Genomic DNA, 6,193 nt, shown 5'->3' with positions numbered 1-6,193 from the left:
GGAAGAACTGGAGACCATACGTTCCATTCATCCGGACAGTATCCAGGGATTTTACTTTTCAAAGCCCATAAGTGCCGAAGACTTTGAATACAGATACTGGGGGAACCGTTAAGTTCCCCCAGTATCTGTATCGTGCCTATTCTTTTAACCACTTCATATGTTCCTTTATTTTCTTCTCATATCCATTATCGGATGGCTCATAAAAGACTTGTCCCGCCAGTTCATCCGGCAGATACTGCTGCCTTGAGAAGTGTTTCGGAAAATCATGGGCGTATTCATAGCCTATGCCATGTCCCAGCTTAGCCGCACCTTTGTAATGGGCATCCTGGAGATAAGGAGGTATGGTTACCTTTTTATTCTTCACTGCCTCCGTAGCCTGGAAGATTGCATTGGTAGCGGAATTACTTTTCGGCGCCGCAGCCACATAGAGAACTGCCTGTGCCAGGATCAGCTGGGATTCCGGCATTCCGATGCGCTCTACTGCCTGTGCCGCCGCTACTGCTACCTGAAGCGCCTGTGGATCTGCATTTCCCACATCTTCCGATGCACAGATCATAATGCGTCTTGCAATAAATGTCACGCTTTCTCCGGCATAGAGCATCCGCGCCAGATAATACACAGCCGCATCCGGATCGGACCCTCTCATGCTTTTGATAAATGCCGATATGGTATCGTAGTGATTATCCCCGGTTTTATCATATCTTACGACTCTCTTCTGGATGCATTCAGAAGCCACATCCAGCGTAATATGAATCTTCCCGTCCTCACTTTTCTGGGTGGTTAACACCCCTAACTCAATGGCATTCAGTGCCGATCTGGCATCTCCTCCTGCTATGTCAGCCAGAAACTCCAGGGCATCTTCTTCTATCACCGCGTTATAAGCCCCCATTCCCCGTTCCACATCATATACGGCGCGTTCCATCAACGTACGGATATCACCGGTACCAAGGGGTTTCAGTTCGAAAATAATGGATCTGGAAATCAATGCACTGTTGACTTCAAAGTATGGATTTTCCGTGGTCGCCCCAATGAGGATCAGGGTGCCATCTTCTACAAAGGGCAGCAGATAATCCTGCTGTCCTTTATTAAAGCGGTGAATTTCATCCACAAACAGAATGGTTTTTTTCCCATACATTCCAAGTTTGTCCTGCGCACCTTTTACGACCTCTTCCATATCCTTTTTTCCCGCTACCGTTGCATTGATCTGGGTAAATTCCGCACTGGTGGTATTGGCAATGACCTTTGCCAGCGTCGTCTTACCGGTACCGGGCGGTCCGTAGAATATAATAGAGCTTAACTTATCTGCCTTAATGGCACGATAAAGCAGCTTGTCTTTTCCGATAATGTGCTGCTGTCCCACCACCTCTTCTAAGGTTTTGGGACGTATTCTGGAAGCCAGAGGAGCTTCATTTTCCATGGTATTGCTTCGCATATAATCAAATAACTCCCTATTTTTTTCTCCTGTATTATTCTTATATAACCTGATAATCAGACCTGTGAACCATTCTGCTATTTGCTGAGCGCTATACCGGTACAGTATTGGTAACTGTTATTCTAACAATATATCCTCAACGGTTACAAACCGGTATCCTTTCGCCTGCAGCTGATCTATAATCTGTAATGCCGCATCAACGGAAGTCTGATAATAGTCGTGTAATAAAATAATAGCATTTTCTTTGGCTTTCGTCACTACCCTATTTGTAACTGTGGATGCATTCATGGTTTTCCAGTCCAGAGGATCGATATTCCACATTACCGGGAGCATGGTAATCCGGCAGTCTAGCTGATCATTCCAGATGCCAAAGGGAGGCCGGACATATTCGGTTCCTTTTCCGGTAAGTTCCCTTACCAGATCGCTTGTTTTCGCAAGTTCTCCACATGCCTTTTCCGCCGACAACTGGTTCAGGTTAATATGGGAATATGTATGGTTGCCAATCACATGGCCTTCTTCTGCCATTCTTTTTATAATATCTTCATGTCCCTTAATATTTTTTCCCATAACAAAGAAACTGGCTTTTACTCCCCGCTCCTTTAAACCATCCAGCAGCTCCGGCGTAAAAACAGGATGGGGACCATCATCAAAAGTCAGAGCAATCTTTGGCTTCACATCATCTGCGTCCTCTGTCTCTTTCCCTTTATCTGGTCCCCGTCCTGCTTCAGTTTCTTTTATTTCTGTTAACGGCGTCTCCCCGGAATCCCCGTATATCTTTGTATCCATTGCATCCAAACTCTCGGCTGCCCCAGGCTTTGACTGCCACAGATTCACCATACATAATACAAAAACTACTATTCCAGCCAGGATCAAACCTCTTTCCACATATTGTTTCCACTTCTCCATAACTATCCACAATCCATTGAAGTCTTAACAACAATATATGCCTTATTCGAAAAACATATGCTCCATATAAAAATCGTTAAATTCTTTGTCACTGGAAAGATTGATTTCCGTAGACAGTCCCACAATTCGTTCCATCTCCCTGTCACCATCTTCCGATATAAAATAACGGATGGCACCGCCCAGGCTGCTGTTACCTACCGTTTGGATCTTATTTTCAAATTCTTCCGGCAGCATCCCAATCTGTATTGCTTTTTTCGTATCAATATGAAAACCAAACCCGCCAGCCAGATAGACAGTTGTTACCTGGTCATAAGTTACCCCATAGCGCAGAAGCAGCGTTTCCACGCCTCCTCTGACGGCTGCCTTGGCAAGCTGGATTTCCCGTACATCCTTCTGGGTAAATACAATATCTTTTCCATCCGGTGTTCTTGCAATCGGGAATCCGTCGTCAAAATAATCTTCATCCAAAAGTCCCGTCTCATCCACAAACGCTTCCCGGACAAGCTCAGCAGCTGTTTCGATTACTCCGGTTCCGCACAGCCCAATGGGCGGTTCATTTCCAATGGTCTCTACCTCTGCACGCTCTTTGTTCAGATGTACCCCGCAGATAGCGCCTTTTACACTGCCCATTCCCCAGGTAATATTCCCCCCCTCAAAAGCAGGTCCTGCCGCCGTGGAGGACACCAGTATCTTATCCTTGTTGCCAAGTGCCATTTCTCCGTTTGTTCCAAGGTCAACCAGAAGACAGATTTCTTCCCTTTTAAAAAAGTCACAGAAATACATCCCGGATACAATATCTCCGCCAACATAGGTAGAAATACCGGGCAGCACTACTACTTCACAATCCAGCAGCCCTTCTCCCAGAATATGTTCAAAAGGTTCTTTTACCATCTTAATATTAACCGGTGTGAACGGCACTACCCCTAACGTCTCACAGGAATATCCCATGAGCAGATGCCCCATGGTGGTATTGCATCCGATCACTACCTGTTCCACCTGCCCGGAGGCAATACCCGTTTCTTTTAAAATCTCACGGATACCGGTTAAGAGATCCTGGCGGATTGAAGCCTTTAGTTCTTCTTTCTTCCCGTCATTGGACGCCTGGATGCGGGATATGACATCTGCCCCAAAGCTTCTCTGCTTATTAATGGTAGAAAAAGAATGCACAACCTCCCTGCTCTGTTTTCCTACCAGATTCAGTGCAATGGTGGTGGTTCCGATATCAATTGCTATGCCAAATGCCGTGTCCTTTAATGCTCCCGAATCGTATTGTTTTCCCGTGTAGTCAGAAACAATTTCAAAATCAGACTCATCATTTCTGTCTAATGCTATTTTACAGTCCCCATCCGGAAATGCTCTGCAGGACAGCCGGTAGCCCATGTCCAGTTCCTCTTTTGTAAACTTTTTCTCATCCGAAGGCGTGATGAAAAGGCTGCCTTCCAAAAGCCTTATCTTACATTTCCCACAGACTCCTTTCCCTCCGCATACAGCGCTGAAATAAACATCGTGGGCAATCAGGGCGTCCAGAATACTCTGCTTTTCTGCACATGGTATCCGGTAGCTCTTTCCCTTCTCAATTACTTCTATCATAACAGGTGCCACCTTTCTTAATTTACAGTGCAGTGCACTGCATTTTCTGCAATCATGCTGCATCCGGAATTCCTTTTCATCATCAGTCAGAATCAGGATCAGACATGACGTTTTAACTGGATCAAACATGAATCCTGAGGTGATGCCGATCCCCAGCAGTTCTTCCGCCCTAATCTGGCGGTGCATCACCTGCTGCATTTCCATCGGAATATCATGGGGGGCTTCCAGACGCTTCTTAATTCCCGCTTTCCGGCTGGCGCACTCCTCTCTCAGTACATCCTTTAGGGCATCTTCCATCTGAAACAGATAACTGTCAGCCATGGCATCAATCAGCATCCCCTTCAGATAATCTCCCTGGCGGAACATCTCTGTACTATAGGCACTTACTTCCCCTCCAACGGTTGTTAGAACATATGCCGCCTGGTGTTCCGTAAGATTTGCCTGCTTTGCAACCTCTTCCGGTACGGTATCAAATTTAATTAGGGCATGGGACTCTATTTTTCCATATACCAGTTCTTCCAGTTCCTCATACTCTTCTTCCACTTCTTCATAAATAGGGTTATCTTCCTTGCAGTCCAGTAGCTGAAGGACCACCTTTTTATCTATCCTGACGTCAAATCCATCCAGACAAATAATCTCACCCTTTCTCGTTATCTGCATATTTATACCTCCTGCATACCGCACACCTGGCTGTAGTACTGCGCCAGTAGAAAATGTGAACAAAGTTCGCACTGTGAATGCCATCTTCTTTCACACTTGAATATACGCCGGTAAATGTAAGCAAGGCTGTTACACAACCCTTCCGGTATGCAACAGCCTATGTAAATTTTTTCGTTTTTTATAACTTTAATTGGCTAAAACAGCTTTTTTTGCAACTTCGGCGCAGGTCGCTGCATCCGGTGTATAATAGTCTGCTCCAATTTGTTCTGCAAAGCTTTCATTTACGGGTGCTCCACCAACCATTACGATATATTTATCACGGAGACCTTTTTCTTTTAACTCATCAACAACAGTCTGCATATTCGGCATTGTTGTGGTAAGAAGTGCTGACATACAGATAATATCTGCTCCAACTTCTTCTGCCTTATCAATAAATGCTGCCGGCTCTGCATCTACGCCGATATCATGAATTTCAAGACCTGCTCCTTTTAACATCATTACTACAAGGTTTTTACCAATATCATGTAAATCGCCTTTTACGGTACCAACAACTGCTTTACCAACCGGTTCATTTCCAACTTCAACCAGCTTTGGTTCCAAAATTGCCAGTCCGGCATTCATTGCTCTGGCTGCCACCAGTACTTCCGGTACGAAAACTTCATTATTTTTGAATTTTTCACCAATGATCATCATTCCCGCTAACAGACCTTCGTTTAAGACTGCTTTTGGATCCAGGTTCTCATCAATTGCCTGCTGTACCAATGCCTTTACGTTTTTTGCTCTTCCTTTTTGTAAAAATGCTGAAATCTCTTCAATAATTGCCATGACTAATATCCTCCTTTTATTTGCCATTACATTTTATAATTACAACTGCTCTCCGCAAAGCATCTGTAATTTGTATGTCCACAGTATAATTCATTTTAGAAATCTTTTTTTGTAATTATTTTAGATTCAATGTATTTTTTTTGCATTATGTATGATATAATGGAGAAAAATAAAGGTTTTATTTGCGAATTGTCTAAATTACACAAATTGAACCTTCGGGTTTTGTATATATTTTACTTTAGATATCACTCTCACAAAATTTTTACCATTTATTGGTCCGGGAGGTAACAACAATGACACCATATCTCTACACTGTGGTTGAAAAAGAACATTTAACGGAAATGCTGGGCGCATTCCAGGCCTGCGTAGATCTGCCCATTCAGGTAATTGATGAAAACGGTAAGATCCTGGAGTCCAGCGGGGCTGAGACCTGCTTCTGCAATACATTTAAAAAACATCTGCCTAAGGATGACAGCTGCGAACTGCTGCATATCAATGCCAGTAAGCGTGCCATCACCCTTGGTGAGACCTATATATTTTCCTGCCATGCGAATCTGAACCATATTGTATTTCCTCTGCTGAATAAGAATGCTTTCTTTGGTTCTATTCTCGTAGGGCCTTTTTTAATGGATTCACCGGATTCTCTTTTGATTCTGGATATTGCAAAACGCTATGAGATTCCTACCGAATCTCTTTTAGAGCTGTACGAAGAATCAAACTCCATCAAGGTCATTACACCGGCACATGTGACCCAGATCAGTAAATTGCTCTATTATCTGT

The 6,193-nt window shown here is 44.0% G+C and carries 5 protein-coding genes; 1 reads left to right on the top strand and 4 read right to left on the bottom strand.

Annotation, left to right across the window (positions count from 1 at the left end; all coding sequences use genetic code 11):
- Positions 1 to 136: 136 nt before the first annotated feature.
- The 4 genes from ACH2DQ_RS19770 to ACH2DQ_RS19755 form a co-directional block, all read right to left on the bottom strand.
- Complete coding sequence (locus tag ACH2DQ_RS19770) at positions 137 to 1,432, bottom strand: replication-associated recombination protein A (RefSeq protein WP_395027988.1); 1,296 nt, start codon at positions 1,430 to 1,432, stop codon at positions 137 to 139.
- Positions 1,433 to 1,549: 117 nt separating this feature from the next.
- Positions 1,550 to 2,338, bottom strand: coding sequence for a polysaccharide deacetylase family protein (locus ACH2DQ_RS19765; protein ID WP_394915189.1), 789 nt, complete (start codon positions 2,336 to 2,338; stop codon positions 1,550 to 1,552).
- A gap of 42 nt (positions 2,339 to 2,380) precedes the next feature.
- A complete protein-coding gene (locus tag ACH2DQ_RS19760; protein ID WP_395027985.1) occupies positions 2,381 to 4,588 on the bottom strand; it encodes an ASKHA domain-containing protein in 2,208 nt (735 codons plus the stop codon).
- A 186-nt stretch (positions 4,589 to 4,774) separates the two neighbouring features.
- Positions 4,775 to 5,413 carry a corrinoid protein gene (locus ACH2DQ_RS19755; RefSeq protein ID WP_394915187.1) on the bottom strand — a complete coding sequence of 213 codons (639 nt, stop codon included), beginning with the start codon at positions 5,411 to 5,413 and terminating at the stop codon, positions 4,775 to 4,777.
- Between the two features lie 293 nt (positions 5,414 to 5,706).
- Here ACH2DQ_RS19755 and ACH2DQ_RS19750 point away from each other — a divergent pair.
- Positions 5,707 to 6,193: PocR ligand-binding domain-containing protein (locus ACH2DQ_RS19750; RefSeq protein ID WP_395027982.1), on the top strand; the 487-nt coding region annotated here is incomplete at its 3' end.

Source organism: Robinsoniella sp., from assembly GCF_034124845.1.
This window is presented reverse-complemented; position numbering and strand designations above follow the sequence as displayed.

Coding starts and splice junctions, on each gene's coding strand:
- ACH2DQ_RS19770 (WP_395027988.1), bottom strand. CDS start 1,432: ATGCGAAGCAATACCATGGAAAATGAAGCTCCTCTGGCTTCCAGAATA.
- ACH2DQ_RS19765 (WP_394915189.1), bottom strand. CDS start 2,338: ATGGAGAAGTGGAAACAATATGTGGAAAGAGGTTTGATCCTGGCTGGA.
- ACH2DQ_RS19760 (WP_395027985.1), bottom strand. CDS start 4,588: ATGCAGATAACGAGAAAGGGTGAGATTATTTGTCTGGATGGATTTGAC.
- ACH2DQ_RS19755 (WP_394915187.1), bottom strand. CDS start 5,413: ATGGCAATTATTGAAGAGATTTCAGCATTTTTACAAAAAGGAAGAGCA.